General features: G+C 61.2%; 23 protein-coding genes. 14 read left to right on the forward strand and 9 right to left on the reverse strand.

The window, feature by feature from the left end; all coding sequences use genetic code 11:
• Positions 1 to 43: 43 nt before the first annotated feature.
• The 3 genes from IB241_RS19185 to IB241_RS19195 all read right to left on the reverse strand — a co-directional run bounded on the left by IB241_RS19185 (position 44) and on the right by IB241_RS19195 (position 4,024).
• The gene (locus IB241_RS19185; protein ID WP_192299794.1) at positions 44 to 1,156 is read right to left on the reverse strand and encodes an ABC transporter ATP-binding protein; all 1,113 of its coding nucleotides are present in this window, start codon (positions 1,154 to 1,156) and stop codon (positions 44 to 46) included.
• Between the two features lie 225 nt (positions 1,157 to 1,381).
• Entirely contained in the window at positions 1,382 to 2,011 is a 630-nt protein-coding gene (locus tag IB241_RS19190; RefSeq protein WP_038842984.1) for a response regulator transcription factor, read from the reverse strand.
• A gap of 18 nt (positions 2,012 to 2,029) precedes the next feature.
• Positions 2,030 to 4,024: a histidine kinase gene (locus IB241_RS19195; protein WP_192299795.1), complete on the reverse strand. Its 1,995-nt coding sequence runs from the start codon at positions 4,022 to 4,024 to the stop codon at positions 2,030 to 2,032.
• 77 nt (positions 4,025 to 4,101) lie between these two features.
• Between IB241_RS19195 and IB241_RS19200 the strand changes: the two genes are divergently transcribed.
• Complete coding sequence (locus IB241_RS19200) at positions 4,102 to 5,076, forward strand: alpha/beta hydrolase family protein (RefSeq protein WP_192299796.1); 975 nt, start codon at positions 4,102 to 4,104, stop codon at positions 5,074 to 5,076.
• A 154-nt stretch (positions 5,077 to 5,230) separates the two neighbouring features.
• Here the strand turns inward: IB241_RS19200 and IB241_RS19205 are convergent, their stop codons facing one another.
• From IB241_RS19205 to IB241_RS19215, 3 genes are read right to left on the reverse strand one after another with little or no spacing between them, the layout of a single operon-like run.
• The gene (locus tag IB241_RS19205) at positions 5,231 to 5,998 is read right to left on the reverse strand and encodes a TerB family tellurite resistance protein (RefSeq protein ID WP_192299797.1); all 768 of its coding nucleotides are present in this window, start codon (positions 5,996 to 5,998) and stop codon (positions 5,231 to 5,233) included.
• Position 5,999: 1 nt separating this feature from the next.
• Positions 6,000 to 6,674, reverse strand: coding sequence for an N-acetylmuramate alpha-1-phosphate uridylyltransferase MurU (gene murU, locus IB241_RS19210; RefSeq protein ID WP_192299798.1), 675 nt, complete (start codon positions 6,672 to 6,674; stop codon positions 6,000 to 6,002).
• The gene (locus tag IB241_RS19215) at positions 6,671 to 7,696 is read right to left on the reverse strand and encodes an aminoglycoside phosphotransferase family protein (protein WP_192299799.1); all 1,026 of its coding nucleotides are present in this window, start codon (positions 7,694 to 7,696) and stop codon (positions 6,671 to 6,673) included. The genes murU and IB241_RS19215 overlap by 4 nt, the downstream gene beginning before the upstream one ends.
• Before the next feature lie 130 nt (positions 7,697 to 7,826).
• Here IB241_RS19215 and IB241_RS19220 point away from each other — a divergent pair, with 130 nt between their 5' ends.
• The 11 genes from IB241_RS19220 (at position 7,827) to IB241_RS19270 (ending at position 21,825) form a co-directional block, all read left to right on the forward strand.
• Entirely contained in the window at positions 7,827 to 10,607 is a 2,781-nt protein-coding gene (locus tag IB241_RS19220) for an LPS-assembly protein LptD (RefSeq protein WP_192299800.1), read from the forward strand.
• Entirely contained in the window at positions 10,588 to 11,922 is a 1,335-nt protein-coding gene (locus IB241_RS19225; RefSeq protein ID WP_192299801.1) for a peptidylprolyl isomerase, read from the forward strand. The genes IB241_RS19220 and IB241_RS19225 overlap by 20 nt, the downstream gene beginning before the upstream one ends.
• Positions 11,919 to 12,908: a 4-hydroxythreonine-4-phosphate dehydrogenase PdxA gene (gene pdxA / locus IB241_RS19230; protein WP_192299802.1), complete on the forward strand. Its 990-nt coding sequence runs from the start codon at positions 11,919 to 11,921 to the stop codon at positions 12,906 to 12,908. Before IB241_RS19225 ends, pdxA begins: the two co-directional genes overlap by 4 nt.
• Positions 12,905 to 13,717: a 16S rRNA (adenine(1518)-N(6)/adenine(1519)-N(6))-dimethyltransferase RsmA gene (gene rsmA / locus IB241_RS19235; protein ID WP_192299803.1), complete on the forward strand. Its 813-nt coding sequence runs from the start codon at positions 12,905 to 12,907 to the stop codon at positions 13,715 to 13,717. The genes pdxA and rsmA overlap by 4 nt, the downstream gene beginning before the upstream one ends.
• 106 nt (positions 13,718 to 13,823) lie before the next feature.
• A complete protein-coding gene (apaG, locus tag IB241_RS19240) occupies positions 13,824 to 14,204 on the forward strand; it encodes a Co2+/Mg2+ efflux protein ApaG (protein WP_192299804.1) in 381 nt (126 codons plus the stop codon).
• Entirely contained in the window at positions 14,204 to 15,052 is an 849-nt protein-coding gene (locus tag IB241_RS19245; protein ID WP_192299805.1) for a symmetrical bis(5'-nucleosyl)-tetraphosphatase, read from the forward strand. The genes apaG and IB241_RS19245 overlap by 1 nt, the downstream gene beginning before the upstream one ends.
• Positions 15,053 to 15,060: 8 nt before the next feature.
• Positions 15,061 to 15,390 carry a thiosulfate sulfurtransferase GlpE gene (glpE, locus tag IB241_RS19250; protein ID WP_192299806.1) on the forward strand — a complete coding sequence of 110 codons (330 nt, stop codon included), beginning with the start codon at positions 15,061 to 15,063 and terminating at the stop codon, positions 15,388 to 15,390.
• 285 nt (positions 15,391 to 15,675) lie between these two features.
• On the forward strand, positions 15,676 to 17,598 hold the full coding sequence (locus IB241_RS19255) for a PrkA family serine protein kinase (RefSeq protein ID WP_192299807.1): 1,923 nt from the start codon (positions 15,676 to 15,678) through the stop codon (positions 17,596 to 17,598).
• A 100-nt stretch (positions 17,599 to 17,698) separates the two neighbouring features.
• A complete protein-coding gene (locus IB241_RS19260) occupies positions 17,699 to 18,970 on the forward strand; it encodes a YeaH/YhbH family protein (RefSeq protein ID WP_016977872.1) in 1,272 nt (423 codons plus the stop codon).
• Complete coding sequence (locus IB241_RS19265; RefSeq protein WP_192299808.1) at positions 18,967 to 20,532, forward strand: SpoVR family protein; 1,566 nt, start codon at positions 18,967 to 18,969, stop codon at positions 20,530 to 20,532. Before IB241_RS19260 ends, IB241_RS19265 begins: the two co-directional genes overlap by 4 nt.
• Positions 20,533 to 20,595: 63 nt before the next feature.
• On the forward strand, positions 20,596 to 21,825 hold the full coding sequence (locus IB241_RS19270; RefSeq protein ID WP_192299809.1) for a multifunctional CCA addition/repair protein: 1,230 nt from the start codon (positions 20,596 to 20,598) through the stop codon (positions 21,823 to 21,825).
• Positions 21,826 to 21,879: 54 nt separating this feature from the next.
• Here the strand turns inward: IB241_RS19270 and folK are convergent, their stop codons facing one another.
• Together folK and folB are read right to left on the reverse strand one after the other, a co-directional pair.
• Positions 21,880 to 22,398 (reverse strand): 2-amino-4-hydroxy-6-hydroxymethyldihydropteridine diphosphokinase, encoded by a 519-nt coding sequence (gene folK, locus IB241_RS19275; protein ID WP_192299810.1) that lies wholly within the window; start codon positions 22,396 to 22,398, stop codon positions 21,880 to 21,882.
• Complete coding sequence (gene folB / locus IB241_RS19280; protein ID WP_015886183.1) at positions 22,389 to 22,742, reverse strand: dihydroneopterin aldolase; 354 nt, start codon at positions 22,740 to 22,742, stop codon at positions 22,389 to 22,391. Before folB ends, folK begins: the two co-directional genes overlap by 10 nt.
• 74 nt (positions 22,743 to 22,816) lie before the next feature.
• Here folB and plsY point away from each other — a divergent pair, with 74 nt between their 5' ends.
• Positions 22,817 to 23,386: a glycerol-3-phosphate 1-O-acyltransferase PlsY gene (gene plsY / locus IB241_RS19285; RefSeq protein WP_105524764.1), complete on the forward strand. Its 570-nt coding sequence runs from the start codon at positions 22,817 to 22,819 to the stop codon at positions 23,384 to 23,386.
• Positions 23,387 to 23,416: 30 nt separating this feature from the next.
• On the opposite strand, the gene tsaD is transcribed toward plsY, so the two are convergent.
• The gene (tsaD, locus tag IB241_RS19290; protein ID WP_192299811.1) at positions 23,417 to 24,442 is read right to left on the reverse strand and encodes a tRNA (adenosine(37)-N6)-threonylcarbamoyltransferase complex transferase subunit TsaD; all 1,026 of its coding nucleotides are present in this window, start codon (positions 24,440 to 24,442) and stop codon (positions 23,417 to 23,419) included.
• A gap of 202 nt (positions 24,443 to 24,644) precedes the next feature.
• Here tsaD and rpsU point away from each other — a divergent pair, with 202 nt between their 5' ends.
• Positions 24,645 to 24,860, forward strand: a complete 216-nt coding sequence (gene rpsU / locus IB241_RS19295; protein ID WP_002551877.1) for a 30S ribosomal protein S21 — start codon at positions 24,645 to 24,647, stop codon at positions 24,858 to 24,860.
• Positions 24,861 to 25,251: the final 391 nt, after the last annotated feature.

The raw sequence follows: 25,251 nt of genomic DNA on the forward strand, positions 1-25,251 counted from the left end.
GTTGTTCTCTCCACGTGCAGGGTTGGTGAAGCCATGGGGGCGATTAATTCGCCTCTAGAAGTGGGTCGAGTGCGCGAACGTGCTCGACTTGCCAGCCAATCGGAACCACGTCGCCGACTGCCAGGGCCGGGTCCAGCTCGGCAATCGGTTGTTTCACAAAAAAATCGGCCTTGCCGCAGACTTCCAGGCGCACACGCACGTGGTCGCCCAGGTAGATGAATTCCGCCACCCGCCCCGAGAAGCGGTTGACGCAACTTTCGCTGGAACCATTGAGGCTGACGCGCTCCGGGCGCACCGACAGGGTCACCGGGCCACCGACCTGGCCGACGTTGACCGCCAGTGCCTCGACCTTCTCACCGCGCGCCAGCTCGACCACGCAGCGCTCGCCGGAGTGGCTGTGCAGGCGGCCATTGAGGCGGTTGTTTTCGCCGATGAAGTTGGCGACGAAGGTGTTCTTCGGCTCTTCATAAAGTGTGCGCGGTGGGGCGATCTGCTGGATCTCGCCCTGGTGGAACACCGCCACACGGTCGGACATGGTCAAGGCTTCGCCCTGGTCATGGGTCACGTACACCACGGTCACGCCGAGGCGCTGGTGCAGGTGCTTGATCTCCATCTGCATGTGTTCGCGCAGTTGCTTGTCGAGGGCGCCGAGGGGTTCATCCATCAGCACCAATTGCGGTTCGAACACCAAGGCGCGGGCCAGGGCCACACGCTGCTGCTGGCCGCCGGACAATTGCGCCGGGTAGCGCTGGGCGAAGGCGTCGAGCTGGACCATGCTCAGCACACGTTTGACCCGCTCGCTGATGTCGGTCTTGCTCAGGCCGCGCACCGACAGCGGGAACGCCAGGTTCTCGGCGACGGTCATGTGCGGGAACAGCGCGTAGTTCTGGAACACCATGCCGATGTCGCGCTTGTGCGGCGGCACATTGTTGATGGCGCGCCCGGCCAGCTGGATTTCGCCGGCGGTCGGCGTTTCAAAGCCGGCAAGCATCATCAGGCTGGTGGTCTTGCCCGAACCGGAAGGCCCGAGCAGGGTGAGGAACTCGCCCTTGCGAATCTCCAGGTTGAGGTCTTTGACGATCAGGTTCTCGCCGTCGTAGCTCTTCTGCACGCCACGAAAGCTGACCAGGACCTCATTTGAATCCACCTCGCTCATACCCGCACCTTTGTATTTTGGACTGCTGTGGCACAAGCGTAGTCCAGGCGCGAGGCCCCGGAAATCGGGGGCCGGGAGAGAATTGCATCAGCCGGATGGAAGGTTGGGGGTAGGGATTGCCCTACACGGATGGCGCGCACGGGACAGTGCCGGCGCAAGGGGTGAGCCGCAAGCGGCAAGAATAGGTGCGCCGAGATTTTTGGGGTGTCGTTATTGGGTATGTCGTCAGAGGAGCTTGTGTTCCATGGCGTACTTCACCAGTTCGGCCAGGGAGGTGATATTGAGTTTTTGCATCAAGCGCGCCTTGTGGGTGCTGATGGTCTTGCTGCTCAACGCCAGTTGCTGGGCGATGTCGTTGACGTTGGCGCCCTGGGCCAGGCGTTCGAACACCGAGAACTCGCGCTCCGACAGCAACGAATGCAGCGGCCGCGCATCGGTCAGGCCGACCTCGAAGACCATGCGGTCGGCCAGGTCCGGGTCGATATAACGCCCGCCTGCCGCGACCTTGCGAATTGCCGTGAGCAACAGCGCCGGATCGCTGTCCTTGGTGGCGTAACCGGCGGCACCGACCTTCAACGCACGGGCGGCCATTTGCGCCTCATCGTGCATCGACAACACCAGGATCGCCGGCGGGTTGTTCAATGCACGGATCCGCGCAATCGCCTCCAGGCCGTTGACGCCGGGCATCGAGATGTCCAAGAGCACTACCTCGCACGCCACATGGCGCAAGGTCTCCAGCAACTGCTCGCCATTGCTCGCCTCGCCGACCACCAGCAGGTCTTTGGCCAGGCCGATCAATTGCTTGATGCCTTCTCGAACGATGGTGTGGTCTTCGGCTACCAGTACGCGGATCACAGGGACTTCCTCTTGGTGTTATGCATCCAACGGCACCGTGACACTCAGGGTGGTGCCCTCCCCCAACTCGCTGTCCAGGCTCAACTGCCCGCCCATGATCAACACGCGCTCGCGCATGCCGACCAGGCCAAACGATACCGGGCGGCCCTGGGCCTGGACAAAACCGACGCCGTCATCGCTGATGGTCAGCCGCAAGTCCGAATCCTCCACAGCCAGGGTCAGTTCGACAGTATGCGCCTGGGCATGGCGCATCACATTGGTCAGCGCCTCCTGCAGGATGCGGAACAGGCCGATGGCCTTGGCATCGCTCAAGGCGGGCAGATTATCCGGGACCTGCACCAGGCAGGGAATCTGCGTACGCGCTTCGAAGCGCCGCGCCTGCCATTCGATGGCCGAGGCGATCCCGGCGTCGAGAATCGGCGGGCGCAACGCGGTGGCCACATCGCGCACCAATTGGAACAGTTGGGCGATCAGGCGCTTCATGCTGTTCAGGCGCTCCTGCAGGCCGGGGTCGAGTTGCGCGTAGGCCAACTCGCACATGGAGGTTTCCAGCTTGAGCACGGTGAGCATCTGTCCCAGTTCGTCGTGCACTTCGCGGGCGATGCGCGCTTTTTCTTCTTCACGCACGGTTTCCAAGTGCGCGGACAGTTCGCGCAGTTGCGCCTCGCTCTGCAGCAACGCGGCCACGTAGCGACGGCGTTCGGTGACGTCATTGAGGTAGACCACCAGGTATTCGCCGTCGGCAAAGCGCAGGAAGCTCAACGACACATCGGCCGGCAGGATGCTGCCATCGGCGCGCAGGCAGTCGGTGGCGAAGTTCTGCGGGGCGTCGTCGCTGGCGCGGGCGCGTTTCCACAGGTTGAGCCAACGGTCCATGTCCAGGGTCGGATCAAAATCGATCAGCGGCCGCTCGATCAAGGCTCCGGGCGCGTAGCCAAGCATGCTTTCCGCCGCACGGTTGGCGTAGCGCACATGGCTGTCCCAGTTGACCCACAGAATGCCGACGGTGCTTTGATCGATGGAAAACTGCGTCAACCGCAACGCCTCAGCGCCCGCCGCACGCGCGGCGCTTTCTTCCCGCGCGCCGAGCAAGCTGTGCTCCAGGCCGCGCAACTGGCGCCGCTGCCAGAACAGCGCCGCCAGGCCGGCCAGCAGCAACAGGCCGAGCAGCAGGCTGAGGTTTTGCCACAGCCCTGGCGACTCCGACAACCGCGGGTATTTGGGTTGCAGCCAGCGGGTGTGTAGTTGGTCCAGATCCCGGGCGGGGATCGCACGCAGCGCACTTTGCATGATCCCGGCCAGTTCCGGCCATTCGCGACGCGTGGCCACCCGCAGCAATTGCGGCAGGCCGATGTCCCCCACCACCGCCAGCCCGGCGAATTCCGCCTCACCCGACAGCCGGCTCAATTGCGCCTCATCCACCACGGCATAGCGCGCTTGCTGGCTGAGCAGCAATTGCAAGGCCTGGCGCTCCATGGGCACGCCTTGCAGGTTCAGTTTGGGATAGGTACTGCGCAGGTAGTCGGCCACGGCACTGGGCATACGCACGGCGATGCGTGAGAGTTCGTCGAGTTTTTCCAACTCGACGGCGCCGCCACCTTCGCGGGTCCCGACGATATGTTGGGGCACCCGCATATACGGATCGGTGAACAACCACAGGCGCAAACCGGCCGGGGTTTGTTGCAGGCCGGGGGCGATGTCGACCTCACCGTCGCGCAACGCCTCTTCCAGTTGCTCCTGGGTGGGAAAGTTGCGCCAGCTCAGTTCGATGTTCAACGCCTTGGCCAGCCACTGCATCAACTCGACATTGGCCCCCGACAAGCGCTGCAAGCGCCGGTCGTACTGCGCGTAGGGCGCCTGCAGCACCAGGCCGACGCGCAGCTGCGGGTGCGCGGCCAACCATTCCCGTTGCCCGGCGTCCAGCTGCGCTTGCGGCGCCGCAGAGACAGGCGTGGCTCCCGCCATCAAGGGAAACCACAAACAGCCGATAACCAGCAGACAGCGAAAACCCATGATCCACGTCTCACATCACTGACAAATACTGACCAACCCATTAGGCTGCTGGAATCACTTACGGCCGGAAACCAACGATGCCACCTCGAAACCGCTCGGCACTGCCAGCATTGTGCCTGTCGCTGCTCTTTACCAGCGGCTTTTCTGCGCAGGCCGCCGATGCGCCTGCCCCCGCCGCCGAAACACCTGCCGTGCGCCAACCCCTGCCGGAGCGTAGCCAGGAAGATGCCAGCGCCCTGGAACGCCAGGTTCCGCGTGAGGAACAGCAACAACTGCAGGCCGCCAGCGATACCTTCCTGGCCTTGTGGAAACCGGCCAACAGCGCCGAACCCGAAGGCGTGGTGATTATCGTACCGGGCGCCGGCGAAAGTGCTGACTGGCCGCAAGCAATTGCACCGCTGCGGCGCAAACTGCCCAATGCCAATTGGGGCACCCTCAGCCTCTCGCTGCCCGACATCAACATCGACACCTTGCCACCTCGGGTGATCGAAGCGCCGAAGGCAGCGGTCGACACCAGCAGCAAAGACGGCAGCACCGCCGCCAAGCCCATCGAACAAGCGGCCAGCGCCGAAGCCGAAGGCACCGATCCGGCGGTGGTGCCAGGTGCGGACGAGAGCGACAAAACCGACGCCAAGCGCATCTTCGAGCGCATCGACGCCGCCGTCGCCTTCGCCCAGACCCAGGGTGCGCGCAGTGTGGTGCTGCTCGGCCACGGCACCGGCGCCTGGTGGGCGGCGCGTTATCTCAGCGAGAAACAACCGGCCCAGGTGCAGAAACTGGTGATGGTCGCCGGCAAAACGCCCGCAGGTCGCCAGCCGAATTTGCAACAACTGGCTCCGGAGCTGAAGGTGCCCACGGCGGATGTGTTCTATCAAGACGCCGCCCAGGATCGCAAGGCAGCTCTGGAGCGCGTCCAGGCCGCCAAGCGATCGAAAAATGACGGTTATAAGCAGGTGTCACTTAAAACCGTGCCGGGCAATAGCGCCGCGGAGCAGGAGCAGCTGTATCGGCGGATTCGTGGCTGGCTGAGCCCGCAGGCAACTGCCGACTGACCGCAGACTCAAAGAACACCGCCGATCCCCTTGTGGGAGCGGGCTTGCTCGCGAAGACGGAGTATCAGTCACAGATGTTGTGACTGAACCACCGCATTCGCGAGCAAGCCCGCTCCCACATTGGAATGGGTTATCAAATCAAGACTGGCGACGACTAGCGGAAATCCCGGCGCTCGCGAATCAATGCAAACGCGCTGTGCAGCTCGCGGGTACGCTCGGTGGCCTCAAGCACTTGCGCGGGGCTTGCGCCAGTGCCAGCAATCTTGTCCGGATGGTGGCGGCTGAGCAGGCGCCGATAGGCACGTTTGATCACCGCAGGTTCAGTGGTGGCCGTCACGGCGAGCAGGCGCAACGCGTCCTGATAGGACATCCCCCGGCTCACCAGCGGCTTGCGTTCCGGCTTGTAGTCAGTCGCCAATGCCTGCAACTGTTGCGGCGTCCAGCCCAGCCATTTACCCCATTGCTCGATCAGATCGCGCTCGGCGTCATCCGCCTTGCCGTCCGCCCAGACCATGCGCCAACAGGCACGCAGCACACCTTCCGCGGCATGGGGCTGGGCCTTGAGCACGCGCAAGTAGCTGCGCACGCGGTCGGTGCCGGACTTGCCGCGGTTGAACGCGGCAATCGCCCGGCGCTGGGCAGGCTCGGACATATCCAGCGCGCGCATTTCCTGGCGCGCCTGCTGGATATGCCCGTCGACGATCCGGCCATTGCTTTTGGCCAGGCGACCCAGCAGCACAAACAACAACTCGTCGTTGCGCAACGCCGGCCGCCCGCCGAGGCGCTCGCGCAGTTGCGCCCAGTTTTGCAGGTGCAACCGCCGATCCAGCGCCTGCCCCAACAGCGCACCCAACATGGCCCCCGGAATACTGGCAATGGCAAAGCCAGCCCCGGCGCCGATCAGCGTCCCTGGCCACAGCATGTTACTGCCCCGCTGTCAGCAGGGTTTCGACTTGCGCCAGGCGCTCCAGCGTACCGACATCAATCCAGCGTCCCGCCATGTGCTCCCCCGTTACCAAATCCTTGGCCATCGCCGCCCGCAACAGCGGCGCCAGCTTGAAGGCACCGGCGCTGCAACCCGCGAACAGCTGCGGGTCGAGCACAGAAATGCCACTGAAGGTCAGGTTATCGGCACCGGGCGCAGCATCATGAAGCAAACCTTGATCGAGGTAGAAATCACCGCCCGAGGGGTGATGTGCCGGGTTATCGACCATCACCAGATGGGCCAGGCCCTGGAGCGGCTGGCGCAGTCGGCTGAAATCGTAGTCGGTCCAGATGTCGCCGTTGACTACCAGAAATGGCTCATCCCCCAGCAACGGCAAGGCCTGGAAGATCCCGCCGCCAGTCTCCAGCGGCTCGCCCTCCGGCGAGTACTGGATACGCAAGCCGAACTGCGCGCCGTCGCCCAGGTAACTTTCGATCTGCTGGCCGAGCCAGGCATGGTTGATCACGATTTCAGTGAAACCGGCCTTGGCCAGCGCCTCCAGGTGATACTCGATAAGGCGCTTGCCGCCGGCCTGCACCAGCGGCTTGGGCGTGTGCAGGGTAAGCGGACGCATCCGCTCACCTTTGCCGGCGGCCAGGATCATGGCCTTCATACCGTCGCCTCGGCGGGCTGGCGCAGGCTGGTCAGCAGTTCGGCCAACTCGCCCAGCTCAGGGCGATCCGCCAGCACCGCTTCTATATAAGCAAAGAAGCGCGGTACATCGGCCAGGTAGCGGGGTTTGCCGTCGCGATGGCAGATCCGCGCAAAAATGCCGATGACCTTGAGGTGACGCTGCACGCCCATCAGGTCGCTGGCGCGCAGGAAGTCATCAAATTGCGCCTGCACAGGAATTCCGGCCTGCACAGCGCACTCCCAGTAGCCGCGCTGCCATTCACGCACACGAGCCTGGGGCCAGCTGAGGAACGCATCCTTGAACAGGCAGGTGATGTCATAGGTCACCGGGCCGTAGACCGCGTCCTGGAAGTCCAGTACGCCGGGGTTAGGCGTACTGATCATCAGGTTGCGCGGCATGTAGTCGCGGTGCACCAGCACTTTCGGCTGGGCCAGGGCGCTGTCGATCAGCAGGTCGCTGGCGCGTTGCCACAGCGCTTGCTGGTGGGTATCCAGTTCACGACCCAGGTGGCGACGCACGTACCACTCGGGAAACAATTCCAGCTCGCGGCGCAGCAAAGCCACGTCATAGCTGGGCAGTGGCGCGTCCATCGGCAATTGCTGGAAGGCCAGCAGGGCGTTGATGGCATCGGCGAACAATGGGTCGGCGTTTTGCTCGTCGATCACGTCCAGATAGGTTTTTGTGCCCAGGTCATTGAGCAAAAGAAAGCCGCGCGGCAAATCTTCTGCATAAATTTTTGGCACATTTATTCCCGATTTCGCCAGCAGATGCGCGATATCGACGAAAGGTTTGCAGTTTTCCTGGGGGGGTGGGGCGTCCATCACGACGAACGTGCGACCACCGCCTTCCCAGCGGAAGTAACGCCTGAAACTCGCGTCGCTGCTGGCTGCGGTCAATGTTGCCGGGGGTACGGCACCCCAGCCTTGAGCATTGAAAAGGATCGGTAACTGCTCTTCCAGCCAGACTTCCAGCTGTTGTAAACGTAGATCTTGGTCGGGCATTACAAGGGTCTCCGACGGCCCTAGCCGTCAAGCGGGTCATGCTTTATTATCACGCATCTTTTTCAGACCATCGAGAGTCGTGCGGCCCACACCGCGGGCAGATGGCACGCAGGAAGCCCGGACTAATAAGATGGCATTGAAATCCCCCGCGTTTCGTAGAAAATTTCCGTTGCTGGTAACCGGCAGTCTGCTGGCCATGCAACCTTTCGCCACCTCATTCGTGGTCGCCGCGGAACAGTATGACTGCTCAGTCTCTGCTTCGGGTGCCTGGGATTGCGCGCCGAAAACCGCCGCAGCCCCATTGCCACCGCGTCCGGTGCACGACGGTGCCGCCGCTGGCTCGACCGCCGTTGCGTCGCAAGGCGAAACCGGCGGCAGCGCCGACGCCGCGCCGCAGACCGCACTGGTCACCGAATCCAAGGGCCGTGGCCTGCGTTCGCGCAGCGCCGACTACAGCCACCTGGACTGGGTACCCCGCGAGAAGCTGACCGCTGCCCAACTGGCCGAAACCGGCCCGTATTGCGGCGGTGCGTATATCGAGCCGACTCGTCCTGGCATGAACGACAAGACGAAACAGAGCGATGCGCCGACCTTCATCGGTGCCAAGGCCTCTCGTTACGAGCAGGAACAACAGGTCGCGACCCTGGCCGGTGACGTCGTCATGCGTCAGGGCAGCATGCAGATGGAATCCGATGAGGCCAGCCTGTATCAGGCCGAGAACCGTGGCGAGCTGAACGGCAAGGTCCGTCTGCGCGACAACGGCGCGCTGATCGTCGGCGACCATGCCGAAGTCCAGCTGGATACCGGTGCGGCACAGATCGACAACGCCGAATACGTGATGCACAAGTCGCGTATCCGCGGCAGCGCGCTGTACGCCAAGCGTGCCGAAAACGCGATCATCCGTCTCAAGGACGGTACGTACACCACCTGCGAGCCGGACAGCAACGCCTGGCAGCTCAAGGGCAACAACATCACGTTGAACCCGGCGACCGGTTTCGGTACGGCCACCAACGCGACGTTGCGGATCAAGAACATTCCGATCCTGTACACCCCTTACATCTATTTCCCGATCGACGACCGTCGTCAGTCCGGCTTCCTGCCGCCGAGCTTCAGCACCGGCAGCGAAACCGGCTTTACCCTGGTCACGCCGTACTACTTCAACCTGGCGCCCAACTACGACGCCACGTTGTACCCGCAATACATGACCAAGCGCGGCATGTTGATGGAAGGCGAATTCCGCTACCTCACCAAGTCCAGCGAAGGTCAGTTCGGTGGGGCGTACCTGAATGACGATAGCGACGAGCGTAAGAAGCAGACCGATTACGAAAAAACCCGCTATATGCTCAATTGGCAGCACAGGGGTGGGCTGGATTCGCGCCTGACGACTCAGGTCGACTACACCAAGATCAGCGATCCGTACTACTTCCAGGACCTCAAGGCCTACCAGGAAGGTGTGGAAAGCCGCGACTTCCTGAACCAGCAAGGTTCGGTGGCTTACCGTGGCGACTCCTATCAGGCGCGCCTGAATGTGCAGGCTTACCAGCTGGCGACGATTTCCCAGATCACGCCGTATGACCGTTTGCCGCAGATCACCTTTAACGGTGCACTGCCTTACCATCCGGGCGGCCTGGATTTCACTTACGAGACCGAAGCAGTTCGGTTTGAGCGAAATCTTCTAAGTGGCGACTTTGTTTCTCAGGACGGGGTAACAGTCACCCCTCGACTGGACACCAATGTCAGAGGCCTGACCCGTGCAAACGGTACTCGCCTGAACGCTGCCCCGGCTGTCTCGTACCCGATGGAGTCGACCTACGGTTTCATTACGCCGAAGCTCAAGTACGTCTACACCAAGTACGATCTGGACCTGGACAATGTAGGCAAGACCTACATGGCCGCAAATGGCCAGAAGTTCAAGAGTTCACAAGACCGTGCCGTGCCAGTCGCCAGTGTCGACAGCGGCCTGTACTTCGACCGCGACACCAACTGGTTCGGCAAAGACTATCGCCAGACTCTTGAACCGCGCGCCTTCTACTTGTACGTACCGAACAAGGACCAGAGCGACATCCCGGTATTCGACACCAGTGAGTACTCGTTCAACTACGCCTCGCTGTTCCGTGACAACCGCTTCAGCGGCTCCGACCGGATCGGCGACGAGAACAAGCTCTCCCTGGGTGTGACCAGCCGCTGGATCGAAGAGAACGGCTTCGAACGTCAGCGCGTCGCCGTCGGCCAGGCGGTGTATTTCAAGGATCGCGAAGTCCAACTGCCAGGTGTACTCGCCGCAGACCGTGCCGACGCACAGTCCAACGTATCGCCAATCGCCCTGGACTACGAGTTCCGCTTCAACCGCGACTGGCGCGCCACGGCCGACTACAACTGGGACACCGAGAACCACAGTCCTCGTTCCGGCAGCGCGATGTTCCACTACCAGCCGGAAGACAACCCGAACAAGGTCGTCAACCTTGGCTACCGCTATCGCAACGATCAGGTGGTGTACAACCAGCTGACCGGCAAATGGCAGTTCGGTGGTGACTATGGCAAGGAAGGCGACGCGAACTTCGTGAAGGATTACTACAAAATCCAGCAACACGACTTCTCGATGATGTGGCCGATTGTTCCACAATGGAACCTGATCACCCGCTGGCAGTATGACTATGCCCGCAACCGTACCCTGGAAGCCTTCGGTGGTTTCGAGTACGACAACTGCTGCTGGAAACTGCGTGTCATCAACCGTTACTGGGTTGCCAACGACGAATACAGCCAGATCGCCCCTCTTAACGAAAAGGGTGACCACGGGCTCTTCCTGCAGATCGTCCTCAAAGGACTCGGCGGCCTGACCGGCGCCAAGGTAGAGAGCTTCCTCGACAAAGGCATTGAAGGTTATCGTGAACGTGAAGACCAAGCTTTCTGATTGTCTGCGCCCGCTCGTACTGGGCGCGCTGTTCCTGGGTACCGCATCGGCACACGCTGCGGTTCAACAGCTGGATAAAGTGGTGGCCATCGTCGATAACGACGTGATCATGCAGAGCCAGCTGGACCAACGCGTCAAGGAAGTCCAGCAAACCATCGCCAAGCGTGGCGGTGGCGTGCCACCGACCAGCGTGCTGGACCAACAGGTGCTGGAACGCCTGATCGTCGAGAACCTGCAACTGCAGATCGGCGAGCGTTCCGGTATCCGTATTTCGGACGAAGAACTGAACCAGGCGGTTGGCACCATCGCTCAACGCAACAACATGAGCATCGACCAGTTCCGTGCCGCCCTGGCCCACGACGGCTTGTCCTATGAGGACGCCCGTGACCAGATCCGTCGCGAGATGATCATCAGCCGTGTACGTCAGCGTCGCGTAGCTGAGCGGGTTCAGGTGTCGGAACAGGAAGTGAAGAACTTCCTGGCTTCCGATCTGGGCAAGATGCAGCTCTCCGAAGAGTTGCACCTGGCCAACATCCTGATCGCTACACCCGACAGCGCCAACTCCGAGCAGCTCAATGCCGCCGCCGCCAAGACCCAGGCGGTGTATAACCGCCTGAAAGCCGGTGCCGACTTTGCCCAGACGGCGATTGCCGTATCCAACAGCGACAACGCCTTGGACGGCGGTGACATGGGCTGGCGTAAAGCCGCTCAATTGCCACCTCCATTCGATCGTGAGCTGAGCGCCATGCAGCCGGGTGAAATCACTCAGCCCGCACGTACGCCGGGCGGCTTCATCATCCTGAAGTTGCTGGAGAAACGCGGCGGCGAGACCTCGCTGAAAGACGAAGTGCACGTTCGTCATATCCTGGTCAAACCTAGCGAAATCCGCACCGAAGCCCAGACCAAGGAACTGGCCCAGAAGATCTATGACCGTATCGAAAACGGTGAAGACTTCGCCACCCTGGCCAAGAGCTTCTCGGAAGACCCGGGTTCCGCCCTCAACGGCGGCGACCTGAACTGGATCGACCCGAAAGCCCTGGTGCCAGAGTTCCAGGACGTCATGGCCAAGACCCCGCAAGGCGTATTGTCCAAGCCGTTCAAGACCCAATATGGCTGGCACGTGCTGGAAGTCCTTGGCCGTCGCGCCACCGACAACACCAGCCAGGCCCGCGAGCAACAAGCCCTGTCCGTACTGCGTAACCGCAAATACGACGAAGAGCTGCAAACCTGGTTGCGTCAGATCCGTGACGAAGCCTACGTAGAAAACAAGCTGCCAGGCGCCGAGCAAACAGGCACCGACCAGGCAACCCAGTGAAACCCCAGCGTTTCGCGGTAACACCCGGCGAGCCGGCCGGCATTGGTCCAGACCTGTGCCTGCTGCTCGCCTCGCACCCCCAGCCACACCCCCTGATTGCCATTACCAGCCGTGACCTGCTCCTTGAGCGGGCCGCGCAGCTGGGTGTGGTTGTCAGTTTGCTGGACGTGGCGCCAGGCAACTGGCCCGACCTGCCCGCCCCCGCCGGCAGCCTGTATGTGTGGGACACCCCGCTGCAGGCCAAGGTAATTGCCGGCCAACTGGACAAAGCCAACGCCGCGTTTGTGCTGCAAACCCTCACCCGTGCCGGCCAAGGCTGCATCGACGGCGACTTCGCCGGGATGATCACCGCCCCGGTGCACAAGGGCGTGATCAACGAATCCGGGATCGCCTTTTCCGGGCATACCGAATTCCTTGCCGAACTGACCCACACCGAACAAGTCGTGATGATGCTGGCCACCCGCGGCCTGCGCGTCGCCCTGGTGACCACGCACCTGCCGCTGCGTGAAATTGCCGACGCCATCACCGTCGAGCGGGTTGAGCGCGTCACGCGCATCCTGCACGCCGACCTGCAACAGAAATTCGGCATCGCCCAACCGCGCATCCTGGTCTGTGGGCTCAACCCCCACGCCGGTGAAGGCGGCCACTTGGGCCATGAAGAAATTGACATCATCGAACCCACCCTGGAGCGTCTGCGCCAAGAAGGCATGGACCTGCGCGGCCCACTGCCTGCAGACACTCTGTTTACCCCCAAATATCTGGAGCACTGCGACGCAGTGCTGGCGATGTACCATGACCAGGGGCTGCCGGTGCTTAAATACAAAGGCTTCGGCGCCGCCGTCAACGTGACACTGGGCCTGCCGATCATCCGCACCTCCGTCGACCATGGCACTGCCCTGGACCTGGCGGGCAGCGGCAAGATCGATACCGGCAGCCTGCACGTGGCCCTGGAAACCGCCTATCAGATGGCCGAGACCCGTATATGACCGAGCATTACCAACACCGGGCGCGCAAGCGCTTCGGGCAAAACTTCCTGCACGACGCTGGCGTGATCGACCGCATCCTGCGCTCCATCCATGCCAAACCCGAAGACCGTCTGCTGGAAATCGGCCCGGGCCAGGGCGCACTGACCCAAGGCCTGCTGGCCAGCGGTGGGCAGCTGGACGTAGTGGAACTGGACAAGGACTTGATCCCGATCCTCAACCAGCAGTTTGCCAACAAGCCCAACTTCAACCTGCACCAGGGCGATGCGCTGAAGTTCGACTTCAACAGCCTCAACGCCGCGCCGAACAGCCTGCGCGTGGTGGGCAACCTGCCGTACAACATCTCTACGCCGCTGATTTTCCACTTGCTGAATAACGCAGGGATCATCCGTGACATGCACTTCATGCTGCAAAAGGAAGTGGTAGAGCGCCTAGCCGCAGGGCCTGGCGGCGGTGATTGGGGCCGCTTGTCGATCATGGTCCAGTACCACTGCCGCGTCGAACACCTGTTCAATGTCGGCCCGGGCGCATTCAACCCGCCGCCGAAGGTCGATTCGGCCATCGTGCGCCTGGTGCCACACGCTGTGCTGCCGCATCCGGCCAAGGATCACAAGCTGCTCGAACGCGTGGTACGCGAGGCCTTCAACCAGCGTCGCAAGACCCTGCGCAACACGCTCAAGGCTTTGCTGAGCAATGCTGAAATCGAAGCCGCTGGCGTCGACGGCAGCTTGCGCCCCGAGCAGCTGGACCTGGCTGCATTCGTGCGCCTGGCCGACCAGCTTGCCATCCAGCCAGCGCCCGCCGCGGACTGAAGCCTGCCGAGCACAGGCCAGACGGCATGTCTGGCCTAGTGCCCGCCTCTTGGCCTAGACTGATCCGCATCTGCTGTCCTCCGCTTTTGCTTTTAAGGCCTTTCGCATGTCCGATCCTCGCTATCAGATCGACGTCAGCGTCGTCACCCGCTTCCTCGCGGACCAATCGCAACCTGAACAGAACCGCTTCGCCTTTGCCTACACCATCACGGTGAAAAACAACGGGCTGGTGCCGGCCAAGTTGCTATCACGCCACTGGGTGATCACCGATGGTGACGGTCAGGTCGAGGAAGTACGCGGTGCCGGCGTCGTCGGCCAGCAACCGTTGATCGACTGCGGCGCCAGCCACACCTACAGCAGCGGCACGGTGATGACCTCCAAGGTCGGTACCATGCAAGGTTCCTATCAGATGAAAGCAACGGACGGCCAGCTGTTCGACGCCGTCATCGCACCCTTCCGCCTCGCCGTGCCAGGAGCCCTGCACTGATGGCGACGTACGCGGTCGGCGACCTGCAAGGCTGCCTGGAACCCCTCAAATGCTTACTTGAGCGCGTGGCCTTCGACCCGAAAAGCGACCGCCTGTGGCTGGTCGGTGATCTGGTCAACCGCGGCCCCGAATCCCTGGAGACCCTGCGCTACTTATATAGCCTGCGCGATTCCCTGGTCTGCGTGCTGGGCAACCACGACCTGCACTTGCTGGCGGCGGATAAAAACGTCGAACGCCTGAAAAAAAGCGACACCCTGCGGGAGATCCTCGACGCACCCGACCGGGCCGATTTGCTCGATTGGCTGCGCCGACAAAAGCTCATGCACTATGACGAGGCCCGCAACATGGCCCTCGTGCATGCCGGCATCCCGCCGCAATGGACGCTGAAGAAAGCCCTCAAGTGCGCTGCCGAAGTCGAGGCGGCCCTGGCCGATGACAACCTGTACACCGCCTACCTCGACGGCATGTACGGCAACGATCCGGTGAAATGGGACAACGACCTGACCGGCGTTGCCCGCCTGCGGGTGATCACCAACTACTTCACGCGCATGCGTTTCTGCACCGCCGAAGGCAAGCTGGACCTCAAGAGCAAGGAAGGCGCCGACACCGCGCTGCCCGGCTACAAACCCTGGTTCGCCCACAAGGACCGCAAGGCCGCCGGCACAAAGATCATCTTTGGCCACTGGGCAGCCCTCGAAGGCAAGTGCACCGAGCCCGGTATATTTGCCCTCGACACCGGCTGCGTGTGGGGCGGTGCCATGACCCTGATGAACATCGACACCGGCGAGCGCCACAGCTGCCAGTGCGAATCGCCCCTTTCCGTTACACTGCCGGCCGCCAAGCCCTAGGAGCCCCCATGAGCGAATTCAAACGCATCTCTCCCGAACAAGCCCAGGCCCTGCGCGAGAAAGGCGCAGTGGTTGTCGACATCCGCGACCAACCGACTTTTGCCGCTGCACACATCAGCGGCGCCCAGCACCTGGACAACCACAACATCGCCGACTTCATCCGCGCCGCCGACCTCGACGCACCGGTGATCGTGGGTTGCTACCACGGCAATTCCAGCCAGAGCGCAGCGGCCTACCTGATCAGCCAGGGCTTCTCCGACGTCTACAGCCTGGACGGTGGCTTTGAGCTGTGGCGTACGACCTTTCCTGCGGAAATTTCCTCAGGCGACTCGCAATAATTTTTTTCACACCCCGCTACCCCGCGTGACGCTTGGGCTCGCGCCGTTTCTGACGAACGGCGCAGCCAAACTAATTACGCATCGCGCCTTGACCTCCCTGATTCCGAACTATCCTTAAGCGCAGGCCATCCGAATCAGGGGAGAGCCGGTACACCGGCGTGCGGGTCATCGGTAGCGTTTCAGGGTGTTCTGGGGGGAAAACGGCCATTGGCGTCTGCCAATGACTGCCAGCATCGACTGATTGATCCGGCGTCGGCTCCACGTATCGAGCGAGGTGACGACGTCATGAGTATTTTTAGCCACTTCAAAAACCGCTTCGAATCCACACAGCAGGAGGAACTCACGCTGCAAGAGTACCTCGAGCTGTGCAAACAGGATCGCAGCACCTACGCGTCTGCCGCCGAACGTCTGCTGCTGGCGATAGGCGAGCCGCAATTGATAGACACCTCGAACAATTCGCGGCTGTCGCGAATATTCTCCAACAAGGTGATCCGTCGCTATCCGGCCTTTGAAGACTTCCATGGCATGGAAGAATGCATCGACCAGATCGTCTCCTACTTCCGCCACGCGGCCCAGGGCCTGGAAGAGAAGAAACAGATCCTCTACCTGCTCGGCCCCGTCGGTGGCGGTAAATCGTCCCTGGCCGAAAAACTCAAACAACTGATCGAAAAAGTGCCCTTCTACGCCATCAAGGGCTCGCCGGTGTTCGAGTCGCCCCTGGGCCTGTTCAACGCCACCGAAGATGGCGCGATCCTCGAAGAGGATTTCGGCATTCCACGCCGCTACCTCAACACCATCATGTCGCCCTGGGCCACCAAGCGCCTGGCCGAGTTCGGCGGTGACATCAGCCAGTTCCGCGTGGTCAAGCTCTACCCCTCGATCCTTAACCAGATCGGCGTGGCCAAGACCGAACCGGGCGACGAGAACAACCAGGACATCTCGGCGCTGGTGGGCAAAGTCGATATTCGCAAACTGGAAGAGTTCCCACAGAACGACGCCGACGCCTACAGCTACTCGGGCGCGCTGTGCCGGGCCAACCAGGGCCTGATGGAGTTCGTGGAGATGTTCAAGGCACCGATCAAGGTGCTGCACCCACTGCTCACCGCCACCCAGGAAGGCAACTACAACAGTACCGAAGGCCTCGGCGCGATTCCGTTCACCGGCATCCTGCTGGCCCACTCCAACGAATCGGAGTGGCACACCTTCCGCAACAACAAGAACAACGAAGCCTTCATCGACCGGATCTATATCGTCAAGGTGCCGTACTGCCTGCGGGTCAGCGATGAGATCAAGATCTACGACAAACTGCTGTTCAACAGCTCCCTGGCCAAGGCCCATTGCGCGCCCGACACCCTGAAGATGCTCGCCCAGTTCACCGTGCTGTCGCGCCTCAAGGAGCCGGAGAACTCGAATATCTACTCGAAGATGCGCGTGTACGACGGCGAGAACCTCAAGGACACCGATCCAAAGGCCAAATCGATCCAGGAATACCGCGACACCGCGGGTGTGGACGAGGGCATGAACGGCCTGTCGACACGCTTTGCGTTCAAGATCCTGTCCAAGGTCTTCAACTTCGACCCCCACGAGATCGCCGCCAACCCGGTGCACCTGCTCTACGTGCTGGAACAGCAGATCGAACAGGAACAATTCCAGGCCGAAACCCGCGAGCGCTACCTGCGGTTCCTCAAGGAATACCTGGCACCGCGCTACATCGAGTTCATCGGCAAGGAAATCCAGACCGCGTACCTGGAGTCCTACAGCGAGTACGGCCAGAACATCTTCGACCGCTACGTGCTGTACGCCGATTTCTGGATCCAGGACCAGGAATACCGCGACCCGGAAACCGGCGAGATCCTCAACCGCGTAGCCCTCAACGAGGAACTGGAAAAGATCGAAAAACCGGCCGGCATCAGCAACCCGAAAGATTTCCGCAACGAAATCGTCAACTTCGTGCTGCGTGCCCGGGCCAACAACAACGGCAAGAACCCCACCTGGCTCAGCTACGAGAAGCTGCGGGTGGTCATCGAGAAGAAAATGTTCTCCAACACCGAGGACCTGCTGCCGGTCATCAGCTTCAATGCCAAGGCCAGCAAGGAGGATCAGCAAAAACACAACGACTTCGTCACACGCATGGTCGAACGTGGCTACACCGACAAACAGGTACGGCTTCTGTCGGAATGGTACCTACGGGTCCGGAAATCGCAGTAAGAGAAGCAGCTGCAAGCTTCTAGCTACAAGCTGCAAGTAAAAGCCGATCCGCTTTTACTTGTCGCTTGCAGCTTACGACTTGAAGCTCCCGGAGGGCCCCATGAGCTATGTGATCGACCGACGCCTCAATGGCAAGAACAAGAGCACGGTAAACCGCCAGCGTTTCCTGCGGCGTTACCGTGACCATATCAAAAAGGCCGTTGAAGAGGCCGTGAGCCGCCGCTCCATCACCGACATGGAGCATGGCGAACAAATCAGCATTCCCGGCCGGGACATCGACGAACCGGTGCTGCACCACGGCCGGGGCGGCAAACAGACTGTCGTGCACCCCGGCAACAAGGAGTTCACCACCGGCGAACACATCCAGCGCCCCCAAGGCGGTGGCGGTGGCAAAGGCCCGGGCAAGGCCGGCAACTCCGGCGAGGGCATGGACGAGTTCGTGTTCCAGATCACCCAGGAAGAGTTCCTCGAATTCATGTTCGAAGACCTGGAACTGCCCAACCTGGTCAAGCGCAACCTGACCGGCACCGATACCTTCAAGACTGTGCGTGCCGGGATCAGCAACGAGGGCAATCCGTCTCGCATCAATATCATCCGCACCCTGCGCTCGGCCCATGCGCGGCGTATCGCCCTGTCCGGCAGCAGCCGCGCCAAGCTCAAGGAAGCCAAGGAAGAGTTGGCGCGTCTAAAACGCGAAGAGCCGGACAACTTCGGCGATATTCAGGAAATCGAGGCAGAAATCGAGAAACTCAGCGCGCGCATTCACCGCGTGCCGTTCCTCGACACCTTCGACCTGAAGTACAACCTGCTGGTCAAGCAGCCCAACCCCAGTTCCAAGGCCGTGATGTTCTGCCTGATGGACGTCTCCGGCTCCATGACTCAAGCCACCAAGGACATCGCCAAGCGCTTCTTCATCCTGCTGTACCTGTTCCTGAAACGGAACTACGACAAGATCGACGTGGTGTTTATCCGCCATCACACCAGCGCCCGGGAAGTGGACGAAGAAGAGTTCTTCTACTCACGGGAAACCGGCGGCACCATCGTCTCCAGCGCACTGAAGCTGATGCAGGAGATCATGGCCGAACGTTACCCGGCCAACGAATGGAACATCTACGCCGCCCAGGCCTCGGACGGCGACAACTGGAACGACGATTCGCCCATCTGCCGCGACATCCTGATCAACCAGATCATGCCGTTCGTGCAGTACTACACTTATGTTGAGATTACCCCCCGTGAGCACCAGGCCCTGTGGTTCGAATACGAGCGCATCGGCGAAGCCTTTGCCGACACGTTCGCCCAGCAGCAACTGGTCTCGGCCGGCGACATCTACCCGGTCTTCCGTGAACTCTTCCAGCGCAGGTTAGTGACATGACCGCCAAAAAAGAGCAAAAGCGCCAACCGATTTCCACGGGGTCCGAGTGGACCTTTGAACTGATCCAGGCCTACGACCGGGAAATCAGCCGTATTGCGGCGGGTTATGCCCTGGACACCTACCCCAACCAGATCGAAGTGATCACTGCCGAACAGATGATGGACGCCTATGCCTCCGTGGGCATGCCCTTGGGTTATCACCATTGGTCCTACGGCAAGCACTTCCTCAGCACCGAGAAGTCCTACAGCCGCGGCCAGATGGGCCTGGCCTACGAGATCGTGATCAACTCCGACCCGTGCATCGCCTATTTGATGGAAGAAAACACCATCTGCATGCAGGCATTGGTAGTGGCGCATGCCTGCTACGGTCACAACAGCTTCTTCAAGGGCAATTACCTGTTTCGTACCTGGACCGACGCCAGCTCGATCATCGACTATCTGGTATTCGCCAAGCAGTACATCATGCAGTGCGAGGAGCGCCACGGCATCGATGCGGTGGAAGACCTGCTCGACTCCTGCCATGCGCTGATGAACTACGGCGTCGATCGCTACAAACGCCCGTACCCGATTTCCGCCGAGGAAGAACGCCTGCGCCAGAAGGAGCGCGAGGAGCATCTGCAGAAACAGATCAACGACCTATGGCGCACCATTCCGAAAAAGACCGGCAAAAACAGCGACAAGGACAATGCGCGCTTCCCCGCCGAACCCCAGGAAAACATCCTGTACTTCCTGGAAAAACACGCGCCGCTGCTGGAGCCGTGGCAACGGGAAATCGTGCGCATCGTGCGCAAGATCGCCCAGTACTTTTATCCACAGCGCCAGACCCAGGTGATGAACGAAGGCTGGGCGACGTTCTGGCACTACACGCTGATGAACGACCTGTACGACGAAGGCCTGGTCACCGACGGTTTCATGATGGAGTTCCTCACATCCCACACCAGCGTGGTATTCCAGCCCGGCTTCGACAGCCCGTATTACAGCGGCATCAACCCCTATGCGCTGGGCTTTGCCATGTACCGCGACATCCGGCGCATGTGCGAACACCCCACCGAGGAGGACCGCCGCTGGTTCCCGGAAATCGCCGGCAGCGATTGGTTGTCGACCATCAAGTTCGCCATGAGCAGCTTCAAGGATGAGAGTTTCATCCTGCAATACCTGTCCCCCCAGGTGATTCGCGACCTCAAGCTATTCAGCATCCTCGACGACGATCTCAAGGACGACCTGGTGGTACCGGCCATCCACGACGAACCCGGCTACCGCATCATCCGTGAAACCCTGGCGGCGCAGTACAACCTGGGCAACCGCGAACCCAACGTGCAGATCTACAGCATCGACGTGCGCGGCGACCGTTCGCTGACCCTGCGCCACCAGCAACACGACCGCAAACCCTTGGGCGAGTCCACCGAGGAAGTGCTCAAGCACCTGCATCGGCTCTGGGGCTTCGACATCCACCTGGAAACCCTGCAGGGCGATCAGGTGATGAAAACCCACCACGTGCCCCCGCGCACCGATCACAACGACAACGACTACGGCCGCCTGGACCTTGCCGTCGTCCACCTCTGAAGCGGCAAAGCCTCCATTGGCAGGGCACAGGCGGTATCCTGTGCGGCTAATGGAGGCTTTTTCATGAAAATCTACAAAGTCGGCGGTGCGGTACGGGATCGCCTGCTGGGCATCCCGGTCACCGACATCGACCGCGTTGTCGTGGGTGCCACGGCAGAAGAGATGCTCGCCAAGGGCTACAAGCCGGTGGGCTCGGACTTCCCAGTGTTCCTCGACCCGAAAAACGGTGACGAATACGCCCTCGCCCGCACCGAGCGCAAGAGCGGCCGGGGTTACGGTGGCTTTGTGTTCCACGCCAGCCCTGACGTCACGCTGGAAGAAGACCTGGTCCGCCGCGACCTGACCATCAATGCCATGGCAGAGGATGACGACGGCAACCTGACCGATCCTTATAACGGGCAGCGCGATCTCAAAGCGCGCATTTTACGTCACGTTTCCCCCGCATTTGCCGAAGATCCCCTTCGAGTCCTGCGTGTTGCCCGCTTCGCCGCGCGCTACGCGCCCTTGGGTTTTCGCGTCGCACCGGAAACCCTGGAGCTGATGCGTCAACTCAGTGCATCCGGCGAACTGGAAGCCCTGACCCCGGAGCGCAGCTGGAAGGAAATCTCCCGCGCACTGATGGAAGATCAGCCACAGGTATTTATCCAAGTGCTGCGCGACTGCGCCGCCCTGAAAACCTTGATGCCAGAAGTGGATGCCCTCTTCGGCGTGCCGCAACCCGCCGCGCACCACCCCGAGATCGACACGGGCGTGCATACCTTGAGCGTGCTGGAACAGGCCGCCCTACACACACAGCCACTGACTGTGCGCTGGGCCTGCCTGCTGCATGACCTGGGCAAGGGCCTGACGCCTGTGGATAAGTTGCCACAGCACATTGCGCACGAATACACCGGCCTCAAACTGATCAAGGCGGTCAACGAACGCTTCAAGGTGCCGCGAGATTGCCAGGAACTGGCACTGTTGGTGGGCCAATATCACACCCACGGCCACCGGGCACTGGAGCTGAAGGCCTCGACTTTACTGGAGTTACTGCAGAGTTTTGACGTGTACCGTCGACCACAGCGCTTCGAAGAGTTTGTGGTCGCCTGCGAAATGGATGCCCGAGGCCGCAAGGGTTTCGAGCAGCGTAGTTATCCACAGGCGGATTATCTACGCGGCGCTGCCAAGGCCGCGCGGGAGGTGGCGGTGGCGCCATTGCTGGAGAAGGGCTTCAAAGGCCCGGAACTGGGCGAGGCGCTAAAGCGCGAACGGCTCAAGGCGCTGAAAACCTACAAAGAGCAACACAACCTGTAGACGCCAATCCACCGTGGCGCGGGGGCGCCGCGCACCCCAGCGCTCGCCACAGGCCTACAGAAGCTCATCGGGCGTGAGTTGCTGGCCTTGCCATTCAAACCCGACAGGCGCCAGCACCTGGTCGATCTGCGCATCGCGCCACAGGTCGCCAAGGGTCCTGCCCACCTCAGGATGCACACGCTGCGGCGCCATCAGTGACAGCGGCCACAGCACGAAGGCGTTCTTGAGGATCTCTGCTCGCGGCAGGATCAAACCATCGAAATCGCCCACCAGGTCACCATACAGCAGTACGTCGATGTCCAGCGGCAAGCCTTTGCGGTCCGGCGCATAGCGACCGTTATCGGCCTCGATGGATTTCAAGCGACGATCCAGTTCCATCAATGACAGGTCGGTATAGGCCGACACCACCAGATTAAAGAACGGACCGCTCTTGATGCCCACTGGCTGGCTTTCGAACACAGCCGAGCAACGTATTTGCGTCAGAAAGCTCGCCAATGCATCAAGACCGGCGCGCAGGTGGGTCTCGCGATCAATATTGCTGCCAAGGCCAAGGTAAATCTGAGTTAGCGACATCCGCGCTCGATCTCCACGCCCACGCCCTTGGCGGCCGGCACAGCCCCAGGCTTGGTCAACTTGAGGTGCAGCCAGGGAATCTGGAACTCGCTCATCAACACTTCGGCCAGACGCTCGGCGAAGGTTTCCACAAGCTGGTACTGGGATTGCTCGGCAAACGCCTGGATGCGCGCGCTAACGCTGGCGTAATCCAGGGCCAGGGTCAGGTCGTCACCGGCCGCAGCCGGACGGTTGTCCCAGGCGAAGCTCAGGTCCAGGCGCAGGCATTGGCGGATTCCGCGCTCCCAGTCGTAGGCCCCGATCACGGTGTCGACTTCCAGGCCTTCGATAAACACTCTGTCCAAGCACTCTTCTCCGCAGCACGACAAGGGCGCGATGCCCCGTTAGAATCAGGGCGTCCTCGCCCGGAATAGTTAGCATGTTTTGGTCACTGGCGATTTTCGCCTACCTGCTCGGCTCGCTGTCCTTCGCCATTTTGCTCAGCCGCCTGACGGGAAATCCCGATCCGCGAATGAGTGGTTCAGGCAATGCCGGCGCCACCAATATGTTGCGCCTGGCGGGCAAGAAGCTCGCCGTGCTGACGCTGCTGGGCGATCTGTGCAAGGGCCTGTTGCCCGTGCTGATCGCCAGCCTCGCCGGTCTTACCCTGCAACAGCAGGCCTGGGTCGGCGTGTGTGCCGTCCTCGGCCATCTGTTCCCACTGTACTTCCGCTTTCGCGGTGGCAAAGGTGTCGCCACGGCGGCCGGCATGTTGCTGGGGATCTACCCGCCAGCAGCGTTGCTGGCCGTTATCGCCTGGCTGCTGACGTTCTACCTGACCCGCACCAGCTCACTCGCCGCACTGATCGCCACCCCGCTGACCCTGCCGCTGCTGGCCTGGCAGGAGCCGGCGGCACTGTTGCCGATGAGCGTGCTGACATTGCTGATCGTCTGGCGCCACCGCGGCAATTTACGCGACCTGTTTGCCGGGCGCGAACGGCATTTTTAAATACCCGCTCACGTTGCCCCATGCAAAGGCTTACAACGCAGACAACTGCTCCATCGGCCAGCGCGCCTGCACGCTGATCGCCAGACTCTCATGCTGCCCGGCCTGCAGGCGCTGGCAGCCGGCGTAGGCGATCATCGCGCCATTGTCGGTGCAGAACTCGGGGCGCGCGTAGAACACGTCGCCCTTCATGTCGCCGAGCATTTTTTCCAACGACGTGCGCAAGGCCTTGTTGGCGCTGACGCCACCGGCAATCACCAGGCGCTTCATGCCCGCCTGTTTCAGCGCACGCTTGCACTTGATGGTCAAAGTCTCCACCACGGCCTGCTGGAACGCCAGCGCGATGTCGCAACGGGCTTGCTGGCTGTCGTCTCCGGCGCTGACGCTGTGCTGCCAGGTATTCAACGCGGAGGTCTTCAAGCCGCTGAAGCTGAACATCAAACCCGGGCGATCGCACATCGGACGCGGGAAGGTGTAGCGACCGGCGACGCCTTTTTCGGCAAGCCGTGCGATTTCCGGACCGCCTGGATAGTTGAGGCCCATCATCTTCGCGGTTTTATCGAAGGCTTCGCCGGCGGCGTCGTCCAGGGATTCACCCAGCAGCGTGTATTGGCCGATGCCATCCACCTGAACCAGCTGCGTATGGCCGCCGGAAACCAACAAAGCGACGAACGGGAACTCTGGCGGCGTTTTTTCCAGCATTGGAGCCAATAAATGGCCTTCCATATGGTGCACGCCAAGGGCCGGAATGCCCCAGGCGAAGGCCAGTGCCTGGGCGCAAGAGGCCCCAACCAGCAGGGCTCCGACCAATCCTGGACCAGCCGTGTAGGCAATCGCATCGATCTCGGTCGGCACGCAACCGGCCTCGTCCAGCACCTGGCGAATCAACGGCAGCATGCGTTTGACGTGATCTCGGCTGGCAAGCTCCGGCACCACGCCGCCATAGGCGCGGTGCAGGTCGATCTGACTGAACAGTGCATCGGCCAAAAGCCCGCGTTCACTGTCGTAAAGTGCGACACCGGTTTCGTCGCAGGAGGTTTCAAGTCCCAGTACTAGCATGGGTTTGCGCCTTGTAGAGGCTGAATTCGAAGGCGCGCATAATAGTCGCCACTCCCCCTCCCGACTAGCGGTTTTCGATCAGAGGCTTTGCATTCCGGCCAATGAGGGGTTAACATCCGCAACCCTTAAAAACCGACGACCTCAGCCGCGAATTGTTTGCGACGAGAACGTTGATCCCGGTAATGAAAGAAGGTAGCTCTGGATGCCAGCCGTCAAAGTTAAAGAGAACGAACCCTTCGACGTAGCTCTGCGTCGTTTCAAGCGCTCCTGCGAAAAAGCCGGTGTACTGGCTGAAGTTCGTAGCCGCGAATTTTACGAGAAGCCAACTTCTGAGCGTAAGCGCAAAGCAGCAGCCGCTGTTAAGCGTCACGCCAAGAAAGTTCAGCGCGAACAGCGCCGCGCCGTTCGTCTGTACTAATACACAGACGTTCGTAGCAAGCTTCTGCCAAGCCCGGCCCTCAGCCGGGCTAATGGCATTTGCGGACAACGCTTGATGCTTCACTGTTGACGCCGCACATGCGACTGAAACAACTGCTTCACACGTCAGGACTGGCTCTTCTGCCAGCGGTGCACGTCTCTTCTGACGAGTCTAACAAGGCTACTGACGAGCACACTTATTCTGTAAACAGACGATCAACAGGTCGGCTGTGCCCAACAAAGCGATTCCGAGGCCCATTAACGGCCAAGACCGGACGCCCGGGCAACATTTCCACGCCAAAGACTGATCAGAAATTAACGTCAGTGAATGTTCGGCAGATACACTTCCATGCAGCCCCAGCACACAATCGATGAACGAGCCACGCCTTACG

The sequence above is a fragment of the Pseudomonas sp. PDM05 genome (genome assembly GCF_014851685.1).
GTDB lineage: Bacteria > Pseudomonadota > Gammaproteobacteria > Pseudomonadales > Pseudomonadaceae > Aquipseudomonas.

Excerpts from the sequence above, each read along its gene's own strand:
- IB241_RS19205 (WP_192299797.1), bottom strand. The coding sequence starts at position 5,998 with ATGCTGTGGCCAGGGACGCTGATCGGCGCCGGGGCTGGCTTTGCCATT.
- IB241_RS19260 (WP_016977872.1), top strand. The coding sequence starts at position 17,699 with ATGAGCTATGTGATCGACCGACGCCTCAATGGCAAGAACAAGAGCACG.
- folK (WP_192299810.1), bottom strand. The coding sequence starts at position 22,398 with ATGTCGCTAACTCAGATTTACCTTGGCCTTGGCAGCAATATTGATCGC.
- plsY (WP_105524764.1), top strand. The coding sequence starts at position 22,817 with ATGTTTTGGTCACTGGCGATTTTCGCCTACCTGCTCGGCTCGCTGTCC.
- IB241_RS19265 (WP_192299808.1), top strand. The coding sequence starts at position 18,967 with ATGACCGCCAAAAAAGAGCAAAAGCGCCAACCGATTTCCACGGGGTCC.
- IB241_RS19200 (WP_192299796.1), top strand. The coding sequence starts at position 4,102 with ATGCCACCTCGAAACCGCTCGGCACTGCCAGCATTGTGCCTGTCGCTG.
- apaG (WP_192299804.1), top strand. The coding sequence starts at position 13,824 with ATGTCCGATCCTCGCTATCAGATCGACGTCAGCGTCGTCACCCGCTTC.
- rpsU (WP_002551877.1), top strand. The coding sequence starts at position 24,645 with ATGCCAGCCGTCAAAGTTAAAGAGAACGAACCCTTCGACGTAGCTCTG.
- IB241_RS19215 (WP_192299799.1), bottom strand. The coding sequence starts at position 7,696 with ATGCCCGACCAAGATCTACGTTTACAACAGCTGGAAGTCTGGCTGGAA.
- IB241_RS19270 (WP_192299809.1), top strand. The coding sequence starts at position 20,596 with ATGAAAATCTACAAAGTCGGCGGTGCGGTACGGGATCGCCTGCTGGGC.
- rsmA (WP_192299803.1), top strand. The coding sequence starts at position 12,905 with ATGACCGAGCATTACCAACACCGGGCGCGCAAGCGCTTCGGGCAAAAC.
- IB241_RS19220 (WP_192299800.1), top strand. The coding sequence starts at position 7,827 with ATGGCATTGAAATCCCCCGCGTTTCGTAGAAAATTTCCGTTGCTGGTA.
- IB241_RS19185 (WP_192299794.1), bottom strand. The coding sequence starts at position 1,156 with ATGAGCGAGGTGGATTCAAATGAGGTCCTGGTCAGCTTTCGTGGCGTG.
- glpE (WP_192299806.1), top strand. The coding sequence starts at position 15,061 with ATGAGCGAATTCAAACGCATCTCTCCCGAACAAGCCCAGGCCCTGCGC.
- murU (WP_192299798.1), bottom strand. The coding sequence starts at position 6,674 with ATGAAGGCCATGATCCTGGCCGCCGGCAAAGGTGAGCGGATGCGTCCG.
- IB241_RS19195 (WP_192299795.1), bottom strand. The coding sequence starts at position 4,024 with ATGGGTTTTCGCTGTCTGCTGGTTATCGGCTGTTTGTGGTTTCCCTTG.
- tsaD (WP_192299811.1), bottom strand. The coding sequence starts at position 24,442 with ATGCTAGTACTGGGACTTGAAACCTCCTGCGACGAAACCGGTGTCGCA.
- IB241_RS19255 (WP_192299807.1), top strand. The coding sequence starts at position 15,676 with ATGAGTATTTTTAGCCACTTCAAAAACCGCTTCGAATCCACACAGCAG.
- IB241_RS19245 (WP_192299805.1), top strand. The coding sequence starts at position 14,204 with ATGGCGACGTACGCGGTCGGCGACCTGCAAGGCTGCCTGGAACCCCTC.